Here is a 21,111-nt window from a genome sequence, read left to right as displayed (position 1 = left end):
GAAGACTATGCAGTACCCGATTAACGAGATGTTCCAGACCCTGCAAGGTGAGGGTTACTTTACCGGCGTCCCCGCCATTTTCATTCGTTTACAGGGATGCCCGGTTGGCTGTGCCTGGTGCGATACCAAACACACCTGGGATAAGCTTGAGGATCGGGAAGTCTCCTTATACAGCATCCTTGCGAAAACTAAAGAAAGTGACAAGTGGGGGGCGGCAAGCAGCGAAGATCTGCTGACGGTGATTCAGCGTCAGGGCTATACCGCCCGTCATGTGGTGATTACCGGTGGTGAACCTTGTATCCATGACCTGATGCCACTTACTGATTTGCTGGAAAAGAACGGTTTCAGTTGCCAGATTGAGACCAGTGGCACACATGAAGTGCGCTGCACGCCGAATACCTGGGTGACAGTATCGCCGAAGGTGAATATGCGCGGTGGCTACGACGTGCTGTCACAGGCGCTGGAACGTGCCAATGAAATCAAGCACCCGGTTGGCCGTGTTCGCGATATTGAAGCGTTGGATGAACTGTTGGCAACGTTGACTGATGATAAACCGCGAATCATTGCCTTACAGCCAATCAGTCAGAAGGAAGACGCCACGCGCCTGTGTATTGATACCTGTATTGCACGCAACTGGCGCTTGTCGATGCAAACGCACAAGTATTTGAATATTGCCTGATGGGACTGCGTTTATCCGGCCTACAACGAACAGACTCCTGTAGGTCGGATAAGGCGTTTATGCCGTCATCAGGCATGAAAGGGCAAATTACGCGTTTGACCAACTTTGAATTGAGTCGATATTACCCAGATTACCATGCAGTACTTCATACGATTTTTTCAAAATCACATCAGTGTGTTGTGTTAAATCGCGGAAGATCCCTTTGTTCAGTGCTTCATAGCGCCTGGCATTGTTCTCTATCGGCATGAATACATCTTTAACCCGTACCATTTTTTCAATCGCCGTCTCATAGTTTGGGTACAACCCCAATCCTACCGCTGTGTTAATCGCTGCTCCCAGACTCGCGCAGCCGTTAATGGCATTACGTTTTGTGGGGAGGTTGAAAACATCGGCAAAGATCTGCATAAACAGATCGCTGTTTGAACCTCCGCCAGTGACGATGATATGTTTCGCAAAGTGCTCCCTTTCATTGCACATGTTGTCGTAATTGTTTTTCAGCGTCAGCGCAACGCTCTCCAGAATAGAACGGTATATCCATGCGTAATCCATGCTGGAATCAAAGCCGATCATAATTCCACGTTTAAACGGTTCCCAGGGGTTGGTAAGCCAGTCCAGAACGGTCATCAGGCCATTACAGCCTGGCGGTACACAGGCGGCCTTTTTGTTCAGCAAATCTTCTGGTGAAAGATCCTGCGCTTTGGCATCCTGAATCAGTGATTCACCCAACATATCGCGCAGCCAACTGACCGTCCACATGCCTTTGCGGATGCCATAGCCTTCATAAATCAGGATTTCTGGAATTGAAGACATAATAGGCCAGTACGCAACAGGATCTTTTGGCAGCGTTTTGCCATTCATCATCAGAGCAATATAGGTTCCTAATGAGATAACTGCAGTATCGTCGTCCTGCAGTCCGGCACCGAGAGCCTCTACCGGCTTATCGCTGGTAGTGCAAACCACGGGCAACCCGGCAGGGAAGTTTGTTGCCTGTGCGGCTTCTTCAGTAAGATGCCCAAGTATTGTTCCCGGCATTTGAACATCAAACAGCATCTTGCGCGGGATATTAAACTTCTTCAGCACCTCATGATCGTCGCTCCATGCCCATGTTTTGTAATCCACCGGCCACTGACCAAAATAGTTAGCGATATTATCTTTAAATTCGCCTGTTAAACGATGTGAGAGATAACCTGAAAATGAGGTGACATACGCCACATCGGGATTGATGTGCTCATAGGGACGGGTTACACGCGCATCTTGCCAGCTAATCAGCGGTGCGGCAGGTGTTCCGTCTGCTTTCAGTAGCGCACGACAGCAGCGAATAGATCCCAGTCCAATCCCGATAATGTCATTTTTGTCTCCCGAAAACTGACTCATCAACTCTCGCCCAGCGAAGCATAAAGAGGTCCACAGATCGTCATCGGGATGCTCTGCCGTATCAGCATCCGGAGTATACATAGGCTGCAACAGCCCTTTGCCCTCGCAAATGACATTCCCTTGCAGATCGTACATCACAACCTTCGTACTCTGACTTCCACCATCAATTCCAATGATGTATTTCTTCGACATTGTCATTCTCCTTTAATTTTCCATCCTCACTCGCCGGAGGTTTCTGCGGCCAGTGATGTCATCTTTTCCGGTGTGCTGTTGGTAATACGGATTTTGCGAGACAGTAAAAAGGTAAAGAATATGACGATGCAAAGCGCCGTCAGTCCCATCAGCCACATGTTGCGATAGGCTTCTGCTGCAGGGAGAGTGTCCTGCCAGTGACCCACGATCGGATAAACAAAAACGTCTGGCAGGAAACCGATAACCGAGCAGATACCCACGGTGGTACCCATAATGTAAGTCGGCGTTCTGGCTTCGCCAGGACAGGCCCAGTAAAGTCCTCGTGAGGCATAACAGGTGAAACCTAACAGCAGGATCAGGCCAATCCCCATGACGACGGACTGTGGATTTGAGTTGGTTGCCAGCAATGCAATCAGCGTCACAGCCCCGACAATAGAGAGCAGTCGAATCACGCGTATGGGAGATTTAATTCTGCTGTAAGTAGTAATGATGCCGCCCAAAGGACCACAGATAGCACGAAAAATTTTGTTGATCACAATCCCCATGTAACTCGCAGCGACCAGAGACATGCCATACATTTCGGTCAGATAGTTGGTGGAATAACTGAGGATGGCGTAGATGGTAAACACGCCAAAAATCACCATGCTGCAATACCAGGTGGTACTAATTCGTAACACCGCCAGAATATCGCTGAGCTGGAATGCTTGTTTTTCTTCTTTAGCGGCGTTGATGTGATTGTTACCGTCGCTAACGAAGAACCAGCACAAAATGCCCAGCAGGATATAAACAACGCTGTAAATCAGGATCACAGCTTTCAGACTGTCGCTGTCGTTCGGCGCAAATCGAGAAAAGATCCACATGGTAAAGACTGCCAGTGACATCACGCCGACGCCGCGCAGTCCTTCCATCCAGCCCATTATTTTCCCTTGTTCACTGTGGTCACCCAGCAGAGAAGCGGCTTTAATCGAGACTGACCACAGCATTAAAATGGTTGTTATTGCGAACGCTACCTGAATACAGAGCATGACCCATAGCGGAGGAAAAGTTGCCATTACCAGTCCAAGTAATCCGGTAATGATCATTGCTGAGGTAATCATTTTGCGATGAGAGAACTTATCAGCAATAATGCCGCTGGGAGCATATAGAATAATAGCGGCAATGCCGAAGGTACTCATTATTAGCCCAATTTCGGTATTGCTAAATCCCATAAATTTTGCCATTGGGATTTGATATATATAACGTAAATAAGCCAAATCAAAACTGACACCTCCGCTAAAACTAATAATAGCGAGAGTTATCCAACGGCGATATGAATTTTGTTGCATATCGAATCCCTATCTTCAATAGACAAAAAAAAGAGAAAAGTAAGCCGCCTTTTCAGGAGGATTACTTTTCTCAGGTCTCTAGTAATTGCGTTTAGAAATAACATGGAAGAAGTTATTATAGTGTGAGAATAATCACGATTCTTGTTTTTTGCTATAATGGAAAAATGAACTAAACATCTGTGACATTGATCACGTTTGATATTTTATCCCTGTGATAAAACCTTATCCATGTTACCAGAGATAATGAGAAAGGTGACTTCCCTCTTGCAGGGGAAGTTGCCTTTCTTTTTTTTTGCCTAAAAGAATTTGGAGCTAACTATGTCGATCGAATCTCTCAACGCATTCTCAATGAATTTTTTCTCCCTGAAAGGGAAAACGGCAATTGTGACAGGGGGGAACAGCGGGCTGGGCCAGGCCTTTGCGATGGCACTGGCAAAAGCCGGGGCTAACCTGTTTATTCCAAGCTTTGTAAAAGATAATGGTGAGACAAAAGAAATTATTGAAAAACAGGGTGTTGAAGTTGAATTTATGCAGGTGGATATCACCGAAAAAGGTGCGCCACAGAAGATAATCGCCGCCTGCTGCGAGCGTTTTGGGACTGTCGATATTCTGGTGAATAATGCCGGGATTTGTAAGTTGAATAAGGTTCTGGACTTTGGGCGTGCGGACTGGGACCCGATGATTGATGTCAACCTGACAGCAGCATTTGAATTGAGCTACGAAGCCGCAAAAATTATGATTCCACAAAATAGCGGTAAAATTATCAATATTTGCTCCTTGTTTTCTTACCTTGGTGGACAATGGTCTCCGGCTTATTCGGCTACTAAACATGCGCTTGCTGGTTTTACCAAAGCGTATTGCGATGAATTAGGTCAGTATAATATTCAGGTGAACGGTATTGCTCCAGGTTATTATGCAACAGATATTACATTGGCTACACGCAGTAATCCGGAAACGAATCAGCGTGTACTGGATCACATCCCGGCCAATCGTTGGGGTGACACCCAGGATTTAATGGGGGCGGCAATATTTTTGGCCAGCCAGGCTTCTAATTATGTTAACGGTCATTTACTGGTCGTTGATGGTGGTTATTTAGTTCGCTGATACCTGGCAGGTGGTTTCTGTCTTTATTAATTATTCCGTATTAATTATCAGGAAGGAATGGCTATGTCTTTATCTCGCGATGCGATTGTTGACCAGTTAAAGGAAATTGTTGGGGCTGATAGTGTAATTACCGATGAAACCGTATTAAAGAAAAACAGTATTGACCGTTTTCGTAAATATGCGGATATCCACGGCGTTTACACACTACCTATTCCGGCAGCAGTTGTAAAACTCGGTTCGACGGAGCAAGTTTCTCGCGTTCTGCAGTTTATGAATCAGCATAAAATCAATGGGGTGCCGCGCACCGGCGCATCCGCAACTGAGGGGGGCCTGGAAACTGTTGTTAAAGATTCCGTGGTGCTGGATGGTGCCGGGATGAACCAGATCCTGAATATTGATATTGAGAACATGCAGGCTACTGCACAATGCGGCGTACCTCTTGAGATTCTGGAAAATGCGCTGCGTGAAAAGGGGTATACCACCGGGCACTCTCCGCAGTCTAAGCCGTTGGCGCAAATGGGGGGGTTGGTTGCTACTCGTAGCATCGGGCAGTTCTCCACGCTGTACGGCGCGATTGAAGATATGGTGGTGGGGCTGGAAGCTGTGTTGGCGGACGGTACAGTAACCCGTATAAAGAACGTACCGCGTCGTGCTGCTGGGCCTGATATTCGTCACATTATTATCGGTAATGAAGGGGCGCTGTGCTACATCACTGAAGTGACGGTGAAAATCTTCAAATTTACTCCAGAGAACAACCTGTACTACGGCTACGTACTGGATGATATGAAAACCGGCTTCGACATACTGCGTGAAGTGATGGTGGAAGGATACCGTCCCTCCATTGCGCGCCTGTACGATGCAGAGGATGGTACCCAGCACTTTACCCATTTTGCTGATGGAAAATGCGTGTTGATCTTTATGGCGGAGGGTAATCCGCGGCTGGCGCGCGCGACTGGCGAAGGTATTGCAGAGATCGTGGCGCGTTACCCGCAGTGCAAGCGTGTGGACAGTAAGCTTATTGAAAACTGGTTTAATCATCTGAACTGGGGGCCAGAGAAAGTGGCCGCCGAACGTGTGCAGATCCTGAAAACCGGAAACATGGGGTTCACCACGGAAGTCTCCGGTTGCTGGAGTTGCATCCATCAAATCTATGAAAATGTACTCAATCGTATCCGTAATGAGTTTCCGCATGCGGACGATATCACCATGCTGGGTGGTCACTCTTCTCACAGTTATATTAACGGTACCAACATGTACTTTGTTTATGACTACAACGTAGTGGACTGTAAGCCTGAAGAGGAGATTGATAAGTACCATAACCCGCTCAATAAGATCATCTGCGAAGAGACGATCCGTCTGGGCGGTTCAATGGTGCATCATCACGGTATTGGTAAGCACCGCGTTCACTGGAGCAAACTGGAACATGGTAGCGCGTGGCCGCTGATGGAAGGTCTCAAACGTCAGTTTGATCCGAATGGTATTATGAACATGGGAACGATCTATCCGATTGAAAAATAGGCACCAAACGGCTTCTCAACCGGGAAGCCGTTTTTATACCGGACGATGAAGGAGTGGAAATGAACACTTCACCGGTGCGAATGGACGATTTACCGCTTAACGGTTTTCACTGTCGTATTGCCGCGTTGACCTTTGGTGCTCACCTTACCGACGGCTATGTGCTTGGCGTCGTCGGTTACGCCATTATTCAGTTAACACCCGCGATGCAACTGACGCCGTTTATGACCGGGATGATTGGCGGTTCGGCGCTGCTCGGGCTGTTTCTTGGCAGTCTGGTGTTGGGATGGGTGTCCGATCACTTAGGCCGCCAGAAGATATTCACTTTTAGCTTTGTGCTGATCACTATCGCTTCTTTTTTACAATTTTTCGTGACCTCGCCGGAACAGCTTATTACCCTGCGGATCCTGGTTGGTATCGGGCTGGGGGGCGATTACTCTGTAGGTCATACCTTGTTAGCTGAGTTTTCGCCGCGTCGACATCGTGGGGTATTGCTGGGTGCATTCAGTGTGGTATGGACCATTGGCTACGTGCTGGCAAGCCTGGTTGGTCACCACTTTATTCTGGAAAGCCCCGAGGCCTGGCGCTGGTTGTTGGCATCGGCGGCATTGCCTGCATTGCTGATTACACTGTTACGTTGGGGAACGCCGGAATCGCCACGATGGTTACTGCGCCAGGGGCGTTTCGCCGAAGCTCATGCTATCGTGAGTCGCTACTTTGGCCCGCACGTGCTGCTGGGTGATGAAGTGGCGACGCCGTCTGGTAAGCATATCAAAACGCTGTTTTCTGCCCGCTACTGGCGGCGAACTGTTTTTAACAGCGTGTTCTTTGTCTGTCTGGTGATCCCGTGGTTTGTTATCTACACCTGGCTGCCCACGATTGCTCAGACTATCGGTCTTGAAGATGCGCTGACTGCCAGTCTGCTGTTGAATACGTTGCTGATTGCTGGTTCTTTGTTAGGGCTGCTATTGACGCATCTGCTGACTCACCGAAAGTTCCTGCTCTGGAGCTTTTTGCTGCTGGCGGCAACGCTTTTCACGATGGCTTTTTTACCCTCAGGTAGCTCTTTTACGCTGATGTTATTTGTGCTGTTCAGCACAATGATATCCGCTGTCAGTAATTTAGTGGGAATTCTGCCTGCTGAAAGTTTTCCGACGGATATCCGTTCGCTGGGGGTTGGGTTCGCCACCGCGATGAGCCGACTTGGCGCAGCTATCAGTACCGGCCTGTTACCCTGGACGCTTGCACAATGGGGAATGGAGACAACATTGTTACTGTTGACAGGCGTATTACTGATTGGGTTTGGCGTGAGCTGGCTCTGGGCCCCAGAAACGAAGGCTTTGTCGCTGGCGGTTGCCGGGAACGTGGACAAAAGACAGGGAGGCGCGAATGAACATACTGTTAGCATTTAAGGCGGAACCGGATCAGGGGATGCTGGCGGAAAAAGACTGGTTGGCCGCGACGGCAGGGGTATCTGGTCCCGATACCGCCATGCTGCGCTGTTCACCCGGCGCAGATGAGCAGGCGGCAGCTTCGCTGCTGCTGGCGCAGCGTCGTGATGGCTGCAATATGGCGTTGACTGCGTTAAGCATTGGTGATGAACGGGTGATCCACTGGCTACGTTATTTTGCTGCGTTGGGTTTTGATACGTCAGTGCTGCTGGAGGCCTCTGGGGATCTGCGCTTTGCTGCGGAATTCATTGCCCGACAGATCGCTGGCTGGCAGCGCGATCACGGTGCGGATTTGATTATTACTGGTTGTCAGAGTAGCGAAGGGCAAAACGGGCAGACGCCGTTTCTGGTGGCTGAAATGCTGGCGTGGCCCTGCTTCACTCAGGTAGAACGTTTTACGCTCGAACAGCCTTTTATTGTGATTGACCAGCGAACCGTAACCGGGCTTCGCCGTTGTCGGGTGCGGCTTCCGGCGGTGATTGCCGTCAGGCAGTGTGGGGAAATGGCACTACCCGTACCGGGGATGCGTCAGCGTCTGGCGGCGTCAAAAGCTGAGATTGTTCGCCAGCCCGCCGTCCCCGATAAAACCCCAATAGTTCAGTGCCAGAAGCTGGCGCGCCCAGAACAACGGCGTAACGCCACCATTATCGACGGCGCAACAACGCAGGAAAAAGCCCGCATATTATGGCAGGACTATTTGTGTCAGAGGATGCAGCCATGAAGATAGCGATTATTACGAACTCTCTTGAGAGTGATGCTCTGGCTGGATGGTTGGCGGCGAATGACCTCAGTGTGGAGGAGCTGGAACGCTGGATTATCGAGCCAATTGCGGATGTGGCGGAACAGGTGCTGGACGCACTGGCGGCACAGTGGCTGCTGACGCCTGTCGAGATCCTGGTTTTTCCGGCAGGGCCATTGGGCGACGAGCTGGCGACACGACTGGCCTGGCGCCTGCACGGCGGCTGCGTTTGCCAGGTACAGACTCTGGATGCACAACAAGGACTAGTGATCAAATCGCACTGGGGGAATGCATTGACGGCAACATTGCAAATCAACAAGCGTCCCTTGTGCCTGTCGCTGGCACGACAAGCAGAGATGAACAATTCAGGTCATTCCCTTCCTTTGATGGTAGAACATCACATTATGCCTACAGTGCTGCCTGACTGGCTGGATGAGGTGGAGAGCGTAAATGACGTCAGCACGCATCCTCTGCTGCAGGCCGATCGTGTGCTGGTGGTCGGGCAGGGTGGAAGTGAGGTTGGTGCGGATAAAATTACCGCGCTGGGGCAGGGAATTCGTGCCGAGGTGGGGTACAGCCGCGCGCGGGTGATGAACGGCGGTTTTGATGCAGAGCGCGTGATTGGCATATCGGGGCATCTGCTTTCGCCGGATGTCTGTATTGTGGCTGGCGCATCCGGCGCGGCGGCGTTGATGGCTGGAGTAAGGCAGAGTCGTTTTGTTGTGGCGATAAATAATGACTCCAGTGCGCCTGTTTTCTCACAGGCGGATGTAGGGATTATTGACGACTGGCTACCGGTGCTTGAGGCGCTGGCAGCCTGCGCAGAAACTTAATTCAGTTTTTTTGCCAGCGTCCAGACGTCGGTGTTGGTGGTCGAAAGCGCCGCCACACCGGCTTTCATCACGTTGCGAGCGTCCTCTTCATCACATACCAGACCTCCGGCAATCAGCGGCTGGCGTATTTTTTCTGTCACCCAGCCCAGCACTTTTGGCATACAACCAGGCAGGATCTCAATACAGTCCGGATTCGACTGTGCCACCTGCTTATCAATGTTGTGAAAAGAGATGGAATCGACAATAAACAAGCGATGGATGCAGAAAAAACCTTCCGCCCGCGCCGCTTTCAGCATTGGCGCTTTAGTACTAATGATGCCATCCGCTTCGGTGACCAGCTTCAGAAACTGGATCACGACCTCCTTATTCGATGCTCCCTCCAGCAGATCTACGTGGATAAAGGCGTATTTACCGGCATTTTTTATCTTCTTTACGATGTTGCTAATGGTGCAAATATTACCGTAGAGAACGGAGATGAACTGGCAATCGGAATCGATGGCTAATTGCAGACTGGCGTTATCTTTCACGGCGGCGATCACCGGATTCTGGCGGAGCAGATGTAACAGAGGCATAGATTATCCTTATAAATTAACCAAAGCGGTAAGTGATGCCAAATGAAGATGCAGGGTAGCGCCACTGTTGCAGCGTTTTTTCATCGCATAACAGTCGACAGGTCCCACACTCCAGGCAGCCGCGAAAATCGACACGCAGTTCACCTTCTGGCGTAAGGGAAAACAGTCCAGCGGGACATGTTTTGATCAGCAGTTCCGCCATGTCTCTGTCGACGGCGGGAGCTGGAACGATATGTGCAACGTCGGTGGGACGCCAGATATTACGGGCTACAGACATCGTAAACTCCTGATAATATCGCCAGCCAGATGACGCAGGCCGTGACGACGAAACTGACGCCAGACGATCTGACGCAGAGGGGGAACAGGATGATTCCCTTGTTCCCAGATTTCATGAGAAATGGCCTGCATAAGCGCAGGCCACTGGTGATACCAGCCGGGGCGTTGCAGCAATGCGGGAACATGCTGGTAGCGTTGCAGAACATCCCAAAGCAGGCTGTGTTGAATTTCCTGATGATAGGCAGGGAACAGGTTTTGCTGCTCTGGTTTCCGACAGGCGTTGATTAGCGTTTGTGCTGCCGCCTTAGCACCGATGAGCGCCATATCCATACCACGTACGGAAAAACCAGTATTGACGCAGCTGCGCAGCGCATCGCCCACCAGTAGCCAACCTTCTCCAGCGTATCGCTCCGGCATACTGTGCAGACCACCTTCCGGCACCAGATGTGCGCCATACTCCAGTGTTTCGCTGTCTCTTAGCAGGGGATGGAGCGCTGGGTGCGTTTTGAGCCGCGTCAGTATGTCGGCTGTTGGAATGTCACTCTGTGCAATGGAAGATAGCGGACAAACGACGCCGAATGAAAGCGTTTGCTGATTGGTATAAAGAAACGCGCCGCCGGGCAGATCCCCGCAGACCTCTCCGCTAAACAGCATAGCTGCGCCTTCATTGCCGTTCAGTCGAAAGCGTTCCTGGATCGTCTGTGTATCCAGCGCCAGCGTCTCTTTAATCCCGAGCGCCATCGTACTTGTCGCAGGGCGCGGCAGAAAACCATACCGTTCTGCCAGCACGCTGTTGGCCCCTTCAGCCAGTACCACATAGTGGGCGCGTAGACTCTCATTATCGGCAATGATGCCGCAGACTTTGCCATCTTCAACATGGAGTGCTTCAACCGTAACACCGCTGATAAACTGCACACCTTCGGCCTGTGCTTGAGCGACAAACCACGGATCGAAACGGGAGCGCAGCAGGGTCCATGAGTCTCCATCAGGTTGCAGGCTGGAGTATGTCGTTGCACCACTATGCGTTAATAATGTGAGGTTTTCCTGGGTAATGCGGCGCTCAAGTGGCGCAGATTGTTGGAAGTAGGGCAGGAGTTCGCTTAGTGCATGACAGTACAGACGTCCGCCGGAAAGGTTTTTACTGCCAGGAATTTCGCCGCGTTCGAGTAACAGGACTGTCAGTCCTGCACGTGCACAGCGTAAAGCACAAGCGGTGCCTGCTATCCCTGCACCGATGATAATAATATCGAAATCGTCAGCCATGTTGTGCTCCAGATATCCAGAGCACATAACCCTAACAGACTGTCAGACAAGGAATGTTGACCGCTGACACATCCGATTAAATCACTCGCCGCGATAGACGCAACCCGCCGTGCAGGTCTCTTTCACCATCACTGCGCTCAGCAGAGGGACGACAGGTTTTACCTCATCCCAAATCCATTTTGCCAGCACTTCGCTGGTAGGATTGGACAGACCCGGAATATCGTTCAGGTAGTAGTGATCCAGACGATCGTATGTCGGCTTAAACGCTGCTTTCAGCTCAGAAAAATCCATGATCCAACCGGTATGCGGATCGACTTCACCGGTAATTTCAAGACGCACCATAAATGAGTGACCATGCAGGCGGCCACATTTATGTCCTTCCGGTACATGCGGCAGGCGGTGGGCGGCTTCGAAGGTGAAATCTTTAAACAGGGTGGTGGTCATGATTAGCTCTCAATGATACGAAAAACCGCCGTAGGGTACCGGAAAGTACGTTTTTTATCATTAACTAAAACGGCGTTCAGCACCTGATTGCACTATTTATCGATGTTAACTTTTTTATTTTCTTTAATTTCATGCGATTAGATAATCGTTTTTGCTGTTAATAACTATAGCTAAAACAAGTTAGTCCATTTGGTTATTTGTTATTTCCATCACTTCTTTAGTTGTGACTATCACCGCCGTTAACCTTATCTTCAGTTTGGGTTTTATTGCTGAAATCCGCTTTGCTTACTGGAACATGACAACGCATGACGACACAGGCCCCACCTTCCGCTTTGCTTCCGCTAAACCCGGAGCAACTGGCACGCCTTCAGGCGGCCACGAACGATCTCTCGCCCTCGCAGCTTGCGTGGGTTTCTGGCTATTTCTGGGGCGTGCTGAATCAGCAGCCGGGCGCAAATGTTGCTTCACCTGCGCCTGTCGCTGACGTTCCGGGGATCACGCTTATTTCCGCTTCACAGACCGGCAATGCCCGCCGTGTGGCGGAAGCTCTGCGCGACGATCTGCTCGCCGCGAAACTCAATGTCACCCTGATCAATGCCGGCGACTATAAGTTCAAACAAATCGCTAACGAAAAATTGCTGGTTGTGGTGGCATCGACTCAGGGGGAAGGTGAACCAGCGGAAGAAGCGGTGGCGCTGCATAAGTTCCTGTTCTCTAAAAAAGCGCCGAAGCTTGAAAACACCGCCTTTGCTGTTTTTGGTCTCGGAGATACCTCTTACGAGTTTTTCTGCCAGTCTGGAAAAGACTTCGATAGCAAACTGGCGGAGCTTGGCGGTGAACGTTTGCTCGATCGTGTGGATGCGGATGTTGAATACCAGACCGCGGCGGCAGAATGGCGTGCTCGTCTGGTTGATGTGCTGAAGGCTCGTGCCCCCGCTGCATCTTCTGTCCAGACCGCAGCAAGTGGTGCCGTGAACGAGGTGCATACCAGTCCGTATACCAAAGAGGCGCCGCTCAGTGCTTCCCTTTCTGTGAACCAGAAAATTACCGGGCGTGACTCTGAAAAAGATGTACGCCATATTGAAATCGATCTTGGCGATTCGGGTCTGCGTTATCAGCCGGGCGATGCCTTAGGAGTCTGGTATCAAAACGATCCAGCCTTAGTGAAAGAGATCGTAGAACTGTTATGGCTGAAAGGTGATGAACCTGTCACGGTTGATGGGAAATTAGTACCGCTCACTGAAGCCTTACAGTGGCATTTCGAACTGACGGTTAACACAGCCAATATCGTGGAGAATTACGCCAGCTTAACGCGCAGTGAAACATTACTGCCGCTGGTAGGCGATAAAGCGCAATTACAACATTACGCGGCGACGACTCCGATTGTCGATATGCTGCGCTTCTCTCCGGCACAACTGGACGCTAACGCGTTAACGGGTCTGTTGCGTCCGCTGACACCTCGGTTGTACTCCATTGCGTCCTCACAGGCAGAGGTGGAAAGCGAAGTGCATGTCACCGTTGGTGTTGTGCGTTTTGAAGTTGAAGGCCGCGCGCGTGCTGGTGGTGCTTCCAGCTTCCTCGCCGATCGCGTTGAAGAAGAAGGTGAAGTGCGTGTGTTCATTGAACATAACGACAACTTCCGTCTGCCAGCTAACCCTGAAACGCCGGTGATTATGATTGGTCCTGGCACTGGCATTGCGCCGTTCCGCGCTTTTATGCAGCAACGCGCTGCTGATGAAGCGTCGGGCAAAAACTGGTTGTTCTTTGGCAACCCGCACTTTACTGAAGATTTCCTGTATCAGGTGGAATGGCAGCGCTACGTCAAAGAGGGTGTGCTGAGCCGTATCGATCTCGCCTGGTCCCGTGACCAAAAAGAAAAAGTCTACGTACAAGATAAACTGCGCCAACAAGGTGCGGAACTGTGGCGCTGGATTAATGACGGTGCGCACATTTATGTCTGCGGCGACGCCAATCGCATGGCGAAAGATGTTGAGCAGGCTTTGCTGGAAGTGATTGCCGAATTCGGTGGTATGGATACCGAAGCGGCGGATGAATTTTTAAGTGAGCTGCGCGTTGAGCGCCGTTATCAGCGAGATGTCTACTAATGAGTGAAAAACATCCAGGGCCACTGGTGGTCGAAGGTAAGCTGTCCGACGCTGAACGTATGAAGCTGGAAAGCAACTATCTGCGTGGCACCATTGCCGAAGATTTAAATGACGGTCTCACCGGTGGTTTCAAAGGTGATAACTTTCTGCTGATCCGTTTTCATGGGATGTACCAGCAGGATGACCGCGATATTCGCGCCGAACGCGCCGAGCAGAAGCTGGAGCCGCGTCACGCGATGCTGCTGCGCTGCCGCCTGCCGGGCGGTGTTATCACCACCAAACAGTGGCAGGCGATCGATAAGTTTGCCCACGACAACACCATTTACGGCAGCATTCGTCTGACTAACCGCCAGACCTTCCAGTTCCACGGTATTCTGAAAAAGAACGTCAAACCGGTGCATCAGATGCTGCATTCGGTCGGGCTGGACGCACTGGCGACCGCCAACGACATGAACCGTAACGTGTTGTGCACCTCCAACCCGTATGAGTCTGAGCTACACGCGGAAGCTTACGAGTGGGCGAAAAAGATCTCTGAACATTTGCTACCGCGCACTCGCGCTTATGCGGAGATCTGGCTCGATCAGGAAAAAGTCGCAACGACCGATGAAGAGCCGATTTTGGGGCAAACCTATCTGCCGCGTAAGTTCAAAACCACGGTGGTGATCCCACCGCAAAACGATATCGATCTGCATGCTAACGATATGAACTTTGTGGCGGTCGCAGAAAACGGCAAACTGGTGGGCTTTAACCTTCTGGTCGGTGGCGGGCTTTCTATTGAGCACGGCAACAAGAAAACCTATGCGCGTACAGCCAGTGAATTTGGCTATCTGCCGCTGGAACATACTTTAGCGGTGGCGGAAGCGGTGGTCACGACTCAGCGCGACTGGGGCAACCGTACCGACCGTAAAAATGCCAAAACGAAATACACGCTGGAACGCGTGGGCGTGGAGACCTTCAAAGCGGAAGTCGAGCGTCGTGCAGGTATCAAATTCGAACCGATTCGCCCGTATGAATTTACGGGGCGCGGCGATCGTATTGGATGGGTGAAGGGTATCGATAATAAATGGCACCTGACGCTGTTTATCGAGAATGGTCGTATTCTGGATTATCCTGGACGTCCGCTGAAAACGGGACTGCTGGAAATCTCGAAGATCCACAAAGGTGAGTTCCGTATTACGGCGAACCAGAACCTGATCATTGCCGGTGTGCCGGACAATCAGAAAGCGAAGATTGAAAAGATAGCGCGTGACAGCGGCCTGATGAATGCTGTTACCCCGCAACGTGAAAACTCGATGGCTTGCGTGTCGTTCCCGACCTGCCCGCTGGCGATGGCTGAAGCTGAACGCTTCCTGCCGACGTTTATTGATAACATCGACACGCTGATGGCGAAGCATGGCGTGAGTGATGAACATATTGTAATGCGTGTAACAGGCTGCCCGAACGGTTGCGGACGCGCGATGCTGGCGGAAGTTGGGCTGGTGGGGAAAGCGCCTGGGCGTTACAACCTGCATCTGGGCGGAAACCGTATCGGTACGCGCATTCCACGCATGTTCAAAGAGAATATCACCGAGCCGGAAATTCTGGCATCGATGGATGAACTGATTGGGCGCTGGGTGAAAGAACGCAAAGCGGGTGAAGGCTTCGGAGACTTTACGGTGCGTGCGGGCATTATTCGCCCGGTGCTCGATCCCGCTCGGGATCTCTGGGAATAATGTGAAATTGCCGGATGGCGGCATGAATGTCTTATCTGGCCTGCTGCACGATTGTAGGCCTGAGATGCGCAGCACCATCAGGCAATAAGTGAGGTAACGATGTCTGAACTCGATCTAAACGCATTGAACGTGCTACCAAAAGTTGAGCGTGTCATGGCGTTGGCGGAAACCAACAGCCAACTGGAAAAACTAAGCGCGCAAGAGCGAGTGGAGTGGGCGCTGGAAAACCTGCCTGGCGAGTATGTGCTTTCATCAAGCTTTGGTATTCAGGCGGCGGTCAGCTTGCATCTGGTGAATCAGATCCGTCCGGATATTCCGGTGATCCTCACCGATACCGGTTATCTGTTCCCGGAAACCTATCAATTCATTGACGAGTTAACAGACAAGCTCAAGCTTAATTTGCAGGTCTATCGGGCTAAGGAGAGCGCTGCCTGGCAGGAGGCGCGCTACGGCAAACTGTGGGAGCAGGGCGTTGAGGGCATTGAGAAATACAATGACATCAACAAAGTTGAACCGATGAACCGTGCGCTGAAAGAGCTGAATGCGCAAACCTGGTTTGCAGGTCTGCGTCGTGAACAGTCCGGAAGCCGCGCGCATTTACCGGTGCTGGCCATTCAGCGCGGGGTATTTAAACTGCTACCGATTATCGACTGGGACAACCGGACGGTGTACCAGTACTTGCAGCAACACGGGCTGAAATATCATCCGTTGTGGGATCAGGGCTACCTCTCGGTGGGCGATACCCATACTACCCGTAAATGGGAACCGGGCATGGCAGAAGAAGAGACGCGCTTCTTCGGGCTTAAACGCGAGTGTGGCCTGCACGAAGGTTGAAGTGGTAAAAGGCCCGGTAAGCTCTATCCGCTACCGGGCATTAATTTTGTGTATTAACCCGCTTTCGCCAGTTCTTTCACCAACGGCAACATAATGCGTACTACGTCGCGGCTACGGTGTTCAATACGGCCAGGTAGCACTTTATCGATATGCTGTTGGTTATCCAGCCGTATATCATGCCAGCTGTTGCCGGCGGGGAATGAGGCGCTTTTGGCCCGCTGCTGATAGCCGTCTTTTTTGCCCAGATTCCAGTTTGTTGCTTCAACGGAGAGCACAGAAATTCCCGCTTTGTCGAAAACCTCCGCATCGTTACAACATCCTGTTCCCTTCGGATAGTCCTTGTTCATACCCGGATTGGTGCTGGCGGTAATGCCCCGGCTGTGGGCGATAGCCAGCGCCCGATCGCGTGTGAGTTTTCGTACCGCTTCGGGGGTTTTTTGTCCACTGTTGAAATAGAGCTTATCGCCGACGATAAGGTTATCGAGGTTAATGACCAACAGCGTATTTTTCTTTTCTGCTGCGCTCATGCGTTTGAGCACGTTCTCCGCACCGAGCTTGCCTTCTTCCTCACCGCTGGTGGCGATAAAGCGAATGCCGTATTGCGTCGGTACATTTTTTAGTTTTTCTGCCAGCTCCAGCATGACGCCCAGACCTGCGGCGTTGTCGTCGATTCCCTGCAAGGTTAAACCACCCAGATTGGCATCGGAATCGGCATCGCTTTGTGGGGCATAGGTATCGAGGTGCGCCATAATAATAATCTGCTGTGGCGCTTTGCCTTCATGCGCTGCTATTACGGTGCTTCCCGTTATGTTATGCCAGTTTTTACGATTATTTTTGGCGGTATAAACATAGCGGCTATTAAATGTCCGAATATCACTGCGGTATCCCATCTGTTCAAATTGCTGACGCAAATAATCAGCGGACAACATTTCGGCGGGAGAACCAGTCATGCGCCCAGGAAAGAACGTTGCTATATATCGAGCCTGAGTATTAGCGATAACTCCGGGTTTCTCGGATGTTGCCTGTGCGGGAAGGATAAAGCATACGCCGAGCGCCAGGGCAGCAGGAAGGTGGCGCAATGCGGAAAACATAATGAGTCCTTAAATACCAAGCATAAATTTTTAACCGCTAGTATGAAACCGTGATCGCGGTAAAACAATTTCATTTGCTCCTAAATGCCCGAAATTCGGTAGCTTAAGCACTTTTTGATATTTGCTTTTCCAGATCGTTATTCCTTTGAGGAACTACTCATTCCAATTCGTAATTTCATTCGCTCCCCTGCGCTCCCTATAGTCGAGTTATCTGAGTATCGTTAGCAAAATAGCGGCATTACATAGGAACGGTTATGGATCAAAAACGACTTACCCACCTGCGGCAACTGGAAGCGGAAAGCATCCATATCATTCGTGAGGTGGCCGCCGAGTTTTCTAATCCGGTGATGATGTATTCCATCGGCAAAGACTCCAGCGTAATGCTGCATCTGGCGCGCAAAGCGTTTTATCCAGGCACGCTGCCATTCCCTTTGCTTCACGTTGATACCGGCTGGAAATTTAGCGAGATGTATGAATTTCGTGACCGTACGGCGAAAGCTTATGGTTGCGAACTGCTGGTGCATAAAAACCCGGAAGGGGTGGCAATGGGGATCAACCCGTTTGTCCATGGTAGCGCCAAGCATACTGACATCATGAAAACCGAAGGGCTGAAGCAAGCTCTGAATAAATACGGTTTTGATGCCGCGTTCGGTGGTGCTCGTCGTGATGAAGAGAAATCGCGCGCTAAAGAGCGTATTTACTCCTTTCGTGACCGTTTTCATCGCTGGGACCCAAAAAACCAGCGTCCGGAACTGTGGCACAACTATAACGGGCAGATAAACAAAGGCGAGAGTATTCGCGTGTTTCCGCTCTCTAACTGGACCGAGCAGGATATCTGGCAGTACATCTGGCTGGAGAATATCGACATTGTTCCGCTGTACCTGGCAGCGGAGCGTCCGGTCCTTGAACGTGACGGTATGCTGATGATGATTGACGACGACAGGATCGATTTGCAGCCGGGCGAAGTTATCAAAAAACGTATGGTGCGTTTTCGCACGCTCGGCTGCTGGCCGCTAACCGGTGCCGTGGAGTCGAATGCGCAAACGCTGCCGGAAATTATTGAAGAGATGCTGGTCTCAACCACCAGTGAACGTCAGGGGCGCGTAATAGATCGCGACCAGGCGGGCTCCATGGAGCTGAAGAAACGTCAGGGGTATTTCTAAGGAGCCGCCATGAACACTACACTTGCACAACAAATTGCCAATGAAGGCGGCGTTGAAGCCTGGATGGTCGCCCAACAACACAAAAGTCTGTTGCGTTTTTTAACCTGCGGTAGCGTGGATGATGGGAAAAGTACGTTGATCGGGCGTCTGCTACATGACACGCGTCAGATTTACGAAGATCAGCTTTCGTCGCTGCATAATGACAGCAAACGTCATGGCACTCAGGGCGAGAAGCTCGATCTGGCGCTGCTGGTCGATGGCCTACAAGCCGAGCGTGAGCAGGGGATCACTATCGATGTGGCCTACCGCTATTTTTCTACCGAGAAGCGCAAATTTATCATTGCCGATACCCCTGGTCACGAACAATACACTCGCAACATGGCGACCGGTGCGTCTACCTGTGATCTGGCGATCTTGCTGATTGATGCGCGCAAAGGCGTGCTGGATCAGACTCGCCGTCACAGCTTTATCTCCACGCTGCTTGGCATTAAGCATCTGGTCGTGGCAATCAACAAAATGGATCTGGTGGGCTTTCGCGAAGAGACATTTAACCGGATTCGCGAAGACTATCTGACTTTTGCTGAACAGCTACCGGGCAATCTGGATATCCGCTTCGTGCCGCTTTCCGCGCTTGAAGGCGATAACGTGGCTTCGCAAAGTGCCAGCATGCCATGGTACAGCGGCCCAACGTTGCTGGAAGTTCTGGAAACGGTTGAAATCCAGCGTGTGGTCGATACCCAGCCGATGCGCTTCCCGGTGCAGTATGTGAATCGACCGAATCTCGATTTTCGTGGCTACGCCGGAACGCTGGCCTCTGGTAGCGTAAAAGTTGGACAACGGATTAAAGTGCTGCCGTCTGGCGTTGAGTCGAGTGTGGCGCGGATAGTCACGTTCGATGGAGACTTACAGGAAGCTCATGCGGGTGAAGCGATCACTCTGGTGCTGAAAGATGAGATCGACATCAGTCGTGGCGATCTGCTGCTTGATGCCAGCGAAACATTGCCGGCAGTGCAAAGTGCGGCTGTGGATGTCGTGTGGATGGCGGAACAACCGCTGTCGCCTGGGCAGAGCTATGACATCAAAGTTGCGGGCAAAAAGACGCGTGCGCGTGTTGATAACGTGCAGTATCAGGTCGACATCAACAATCTGACTCAACGCGAAGTTGATGCGTTACCGCTCAACGGCATTGGTCTGGTTGATCTGACCTTTGATGAACCGCTGGTGCTGGATACCTATCAGCAGAACCCGGTTACGGGGGGCCTGATTATCATTGACCGTCTGACCAACGTCACCGTTGGGGCCGGGCTGGTACGTGAGCCTGTCGAACAGGAGCATGTCACTGCATCCCAGTTTAGCGCCTTTGAACTGGAACTTAATGCACTGGTACGCCGTCACTTCCCACACTGGGGTGCGCGCGATTTGCTGGGAGGCAACTAATGGCGCTGCATGACGAAAACGTCGTCTGGCATGCCCATCCTGTTACGCCGCAACAGCGGGAGCAACGCCACGGACATCGTGGTGTTGTGCTGTGGTTTACCGGACTCTCTGGTTCCGGTAAATCGACGGTGGCGGGGGCGCTGGAAGAGGCTTTGCATAAACAAGGCGTCAGCACGTATTTGTTGGATGGCGATAACGTACGTCACGGTCTGTGCAGCGATCTCGGTTTTAGCGATGCCGATCGTAAGGAAAACATTCGCCGGGTTGGGGAAGTGGCTAATCTGATGGTGGACGCCGGTCTGGTGGTGCTGACCGCATTTATTTCCCCGCACCGTGCTGAGCGACACATGGTGCGTGAACGTGTGGGCGATGGGCGTTTTATTGAAGTATTCGTCGATACGCCACTGGAAATATGTGAATTACGCGATCCAAAAGGACTGTATAAAAAAGCGCGTGCAGGGGAGTTACACAATTTCACCGGAATTGACTCGGTGTACGAAGCGCCTGAATCGCCTGAAATTCATCTGGATGGTGAACAATTGGTAACAAATTTGGTCTCTCAATTATTAGACCTGCTGAAGCAGCAAGATATTATCAGATCCTGAGACACCACCGGACTTGTATGCCCGGGCAGTCAAGGTCACAGGATTAGATATGCGTAATAGCCATAACATTACTTTTACAGAGTCAGATACCTTCAAAACCGACGACGAGACCACCTGGTCATTACCGGGGGCCGTGGTTGGTTTTGTGGCATGGATGATGGCTCTGGGGATCCCTTGTCTAATTTATGGTCCTAACACGCTGTTTTTCTTTATTTATACCTGGCCTTTTTTCCTGGCGCTGCTGCCCGTCGCGATTGTGGCGGGTATTGCCCTACACTCTTTAGTGAAGGGCAAACTGCTGCTGAGTATCACTTTTACGCTGCTGGCGGTTGGGCTGATGTTCGGAGCGCTGTTCATGTGGCTACTGGGTTAGGCTGGTTCCCTTCTTTTTAATGAC

19 protein-coding genes and 1 pseudogene are annotated in these 21,111 nt (G+C 51.2%); 13 read left to right on the top strand and 7 right to left on the bottom strand.

Annotation, left to right across the window (positions count from 1 at the left end; translation table 11 throughout):
* The first annotated feature begins 7 nt into the window (after nt 1-7).
* Nucleotides 8-679, top strand: coding sequence for a 7-carboxy-7-deazaguanine synthase QueE (gene queE / locus AACS05_RS18750; protein ID WP_045446849.1), 672 nt, complete (start codon nt 8-10; stop codon nt 677-679).
* Between the two features lie 87 nt (nt 680-766).
* Here queE and AACS05_RS18745 read toward each other — a convergent pair whose 3' ends face one another.
* Together AACS05_RS18745 and AACS05_RS18740 are read right to left on the bottom strand one after the other, a co-directional pair.
* Complete coding sequence (locus tag AACS05_RS18745; RefSeq protein ID WP_045446846.1) at nt 767-2,245, bottom strand: FGGY-family carbohydrate kinase; 1,479 nt, start codon at nt 2,243-2,245, stop codon at nt 767-769.
* Between the two features lie 26 nt (nt 2,246-2,271).
* Complete coding sequence (locus AACS05_RS18740; protein WP_045446842.1) at nt 2,272-3,570, bottom strand: MFS transporter; 1,299 nt, start codon at nt 3,568-3,570, stop codon at nt 2,272-2,274.
* Nucleotides 3,571-3,888: 318 nt separating this feature from the next.
* On the opposite strand from AACS05_RS18740, the gene AACS05_RS18735 reads away from it, so the two are divergent.
* The 5 genes and pseudogenes from AACS05_RS18735 to AACS05_RS18715 all read left to right on the top strand — a co-directional run bounded on the left by AACS05_RS18735 (nt 3,889) and on the right by AACS05_RS18715 (nt 9,212).
* Nucleotides 3,889-4,674, top strand: coding sequence for an SDR family oxidoreductase (locus AACS05_RS18735; RefSeq protein ID WP_016154226.1), 786 nt, complete (start codon nt 3,889-3,891; stop codon nt 4,672-4,674).
* Between the two features lie 63 nt (nt 4,675-4,737).
* Nucleotides 4,738-6,192 (top strand): FAD-binding oxidoreductase, encoded by a 1,455-nt coding sequence (locus AACS05_RS18730; RefSeq protein ID WP_045446839.1) that lies wholly within the window; start codon nt 4,738-4,740, stop codon nt 6,190-6,192.
* A 9-nt stretch (nt 6,193-6,201) separates the two neighbouring features.
* Nucleotides 6,202-7,601 (top strand): annotated as a pseudogene (locus tag AACS05_RS18725) (MFS transporter); the annotation flags it as partial.
* Nucleotides 7,579-8,361 carry an electron transfer flavoprotein subunit beta/FixA family protein gene (locus AACS05_RS18720; protein WP_045446833.1) on the top strand — a complete coding sequence of 261 codons (783 nt, stop codon included), beginning with the start codon at nt 7,579-7,581 and terminating at the stop codon, nt 8,359-8,361. The pseudogene AACS05_RS18725 and the gene AACS05_RS18720, both read left to right, overlap by 23 nt.
* Nucleotides 8,358-9,212, top strand: a complete 855-nt coding sequence (locus AACS05_RS18715) for an electron transfer flavoprotein subunit alpha/FixB family protein (RefSeq protein ID WP_045446830.1) — start codon at nt 8,358-8,360, stop codon at nt 9,210-9,212. The genes AACS05_RS18720 and AACS05_RS18715 overlap by 4 nt, the downstream gene beginning before the upstream one ends.
* Here AACS05_RS18715 and AACS05_RS18710 read toward each other — a convergent pair.
* From AACS05_RS18710 to queD, 4 genes are all read right to left on the bottom strand, one after another.
* Nucleotides 9,209-9,784 (bottom strand): glycerol-3-phosphate responsive antiterminator, encoded by a 576-nt coding sequence (locus AACS05_RS18710; RefSeq protein WP_045446827.1) that lies wholly within the window; start codon nt 9,782-9,784, stop codon nt 9,209-9,211. The genes AACS05_RS18715 and AACS05_RS18710 overlap by 4 nt on opposite strands.
* A gap of 16 nt (nt 9,785-9,800) precedes the next feature.
* On the bottom strand, nt 9,801-10,061 hold the full coding sequence (locus tag AACS05_RS18705; protein ID WP_045446823.1) for a ferredoxin: 261 nt from the start codon (nt 10,059-10,061) through the stop codon (nt 9,801-9,803).
* The gene (locus AACS05_RS18700; RefSeq protein WP_045446820.1) at nt 10,052-11,323 is read right to left on the bottom strand and encodes an FAD-dependent oxidoreductase; all 1,272 of its coding nucleotides are present in this window, start codon (nt 11,321-11,323) and stop codon (nt 10,052-10,054) included. The genes AACS05_RS18705 and AACS05_RS18700 overlap by 10 nt, the downstream gene beginning before the upstream one ends.
* Before the next feature lie 81 nt (nt 11,324-11,404).
* On the bottom strand, nt 11,405-11,767 hold the full coding sequence (queD, locus tag AACS05_RS18695; RefSeq protein WP_045446818.1) for a 6-carboxytetrahydropterin synthase QueD: 363 nt from the start codon (nt 11,765-11,767) through the stop codon (nt 11,405-11,407).
* A 305-nt stretch (nt 11,768-12,072) separates the two neighbouring features.
* Between queD and cysJ the strand changes: the two genes are divergently transcribed.
* The 3 genes from cysJ to cysH all read left to right on the top strand — a co-directional run bounded on the left by cysJ (nt 12,073) and on the right by cysH (nt 16,418).
* The gene (gene cysJ / locus AACS05_RS18690; protein WP_045446815.1) at nt 12,073-13,872 is read left to right on the top strand and encodes an NADPH-dependent assimilatory sulfite reductase flavoprotein subunit; all 1,800 of its coding nucleotides are present in this window, start codon (nt 12,073-12,075) and stop codon (nt 13,870-13,872) included.
* Nucleotides 13,872-15,584, top strand: a complete 1,713-nt coding sequence (cysI, locus tag AACS05_RS18685) for an assimilatory sulfite reductase (NADPH) hemoprotein subunit (protein ID WP_045446812.1) — start codon at nt 13,872-13,874, stop codon at nt 15,582-15,584. The genes cysJ and cysI overlap by 1 nt, the downstream gene beginning before the upstream one ends.
* A gap of 99 nt (nt 15,585-15,683) precedes the next feature.
* A complete protein-coding gene (gene cysH, locus AACS05_RS18680; protein ID WP_045446808.1) occupies nt 15,684-16,418 on the top strand; it encodes a phosphoadenosine phosphosulfate reductase in 735 nt (244 codons plus the stop codon).
* Between the two features lie 53 nt (nt 16,419-16,471).
* On the opposite strand, the gene AACS05_RS18675 is transcribed toward cysH, so the two are convergent.
* The gene (locus AACS05_RS18675) at nt 16,472-17,509 is read right to left on the bottom strand and encodes an aminopeptidase (protein ID WP_045446805.1); all 1,038 of its coding nucleotides are present in this window, start codon (nt 17,507-17,509) and stop codon (nt 16,472-16,474) included.
* Between the two features lie 254 nt (nt 17,510-17,763).
* Here AACS05_RS18675 and cysD point away from each other — a divergent pair, with 254 nt between their 5' ends.
* Genes cysD through AACS05_RS18655 form a run of 4 tightly spaced genes read left to right on the top strand, consistent with a single transcriptional unit; the run spans nt 17,764 to nt 21,087 of the window.
* Nucleotides 17,764-18,672, top strand: coding sequence for a sulfate adenylyltransferase subunit CysD (gene cysD, locus AACS05_RS18670; protein WP_003034152.1), 909 nt, complete (start codon nt 17,764-17,766; stop codon nt 18,670-18,672).
* Between the two features lie 9 nt (nt 18,673-18,681).
* Complete coding sequence (gene cysN / locus AACS05_RS18665; protein WP_045446802.1) at nt 18,682-20,109, top strand: sulfate adenylyltransferase subunit CysN; 1,428 nt, start codon at nt 18,682-18,684, stop codon at nt 20,107-20,109.
* Entirely contained in the window at nt 20,109-20,714 is a 606-nt protein-coding gene (gene cysC / locus AACS05_RS18660) for an adenylyl-sulfate kinase (RefSeq protein ID WP_045446799.1), read from the top strand. The genes cysN and cysC overlap by 1 nt, the downstream gene beginning before the upstream one ends.
* 49 nt (nt 20,715-20,763) lie before the next feature.
* Nucleotides 20,764-21,087 (top strand): DUF3561 family protein, encoded by a 324-nt coding sequence (locus AACS05_RS18655; protein ID WP_045446796.1) that lies wholly within the window; start codon nt 20,764-20,766, stop codon nt 21,085-21,087.
* Nucleotides 21,088-21,111 lie beyond the last annotated feature (24 nt).

It is taken from the genome of Citrobacter sp. S-77 (genome assembly GCF_963864895.1).
Lineage (GTDB): Bacteria > Pseudomonadota > Gammaproteobacteria > Enterobacterales > Enterobacteriaceae > Citrobacter > Citrobacter murliniae.
This window is presented reverse-complemented; position numbering and strand designations above follow the sequence as displayed.